This window comes from Streptomyces coffeae, assembly GCF_016741875.1.
Lineage (GTDB): Bacteria > Actinomycetota > Actinomycetes > Streptomycetales > Streptomycetaceae > Streptomyces > Streptomyces coffeae.
The window spans coordinates 1-805 of the sequence record NZ_JAERRF010000155.1; the positions used below are offsets into that span (position 1 = coordinate 1).

An 805-nucleotide genomic window follows, 5' to 3' on the forward strand; every position below is an offset into this window, starting at 1 on the left:
GCGCCCTCACCACCGCCCTCGCCGCCGACGTCGACAGAGGCAGTGACCGCCCGCCCTACCTCCACAACCCCGGCCACCCGGCCACCATCTGGCACCCGCTGACCGAGGCCGGATGGCAGCACAGCATCACCGAATTCGGGGCCCGCGCCCTGGCACCGGACCTGCTCGCCGAAGTCACCCACACCCCGCCACGCCCGGGCCCCGCCGTGGACCAGGCCCGCGAGGAGGCGTGGCAGGTCGAGGTACGGACCAGCGATGGAGACGAGGCGTCGTGGTGGGCCGAATTCCACAACTCCACCCCGGCCCACCTGATCGCCGCCTTCACCACGGCCCTGGCATCCCCGCAGCCCCTGCGGCGCACCGGGTACACCCTCCCGCCCCAGGTCCGCCACCTGATCAACGGCGCCTGAGCGCCTCGCAGGCAGGGTGCCGCCCCGCACACCCCGGGCCGGGGCGGCACCCCAACCACCCACCCAGCCAACCCCGGAACACACGGAGCCGACCGTGACACACCACCCCCGAAGCAGGCAGCCGTATCTGATCGTGCCCCGCTACCTCGCGGGCCCGGACCCCGACGCTACGACCACCGCCGCACACGTTTTGCAAGCCACTGGATGGCATACCGAGCACACGCCCGACCACACCGACTACAGCGACCCCGGCGGCCTGCGCCAGGCGCGCCACCTCGCCGACGGTGCCGACCTGAGGCGCCCCGAGCAGCCCCTGATGACTTGGGAGTTCACCGCCAGCCCGGTGCACGGTGGGCCTGCGGCCTGGACGGCATGGTTCTGCCGCGACACCCCGT

The 805-nt window shown here is 73.2% G+C and carries 1 protein-coding gene and 1 pseudogene; both read left to right on the top strand.

Translation table 11 applies throughout. The features are described from left to right. The coding region (locus JK363_RS41435) for an SPDY domain-containing protein (RefSeq protein ID WP_201883492.1) at positions 1-410 on the top strand (410 nt) is incomplete at its 5' end. Positions 411-504: 94 nt separating this feature from the next. Continuing rightward, a pseudogene (locus JK363_RS41440) lies at positions 505-805 on the top strand (DUF317 domain-containing protein); the annotation flags it as partial.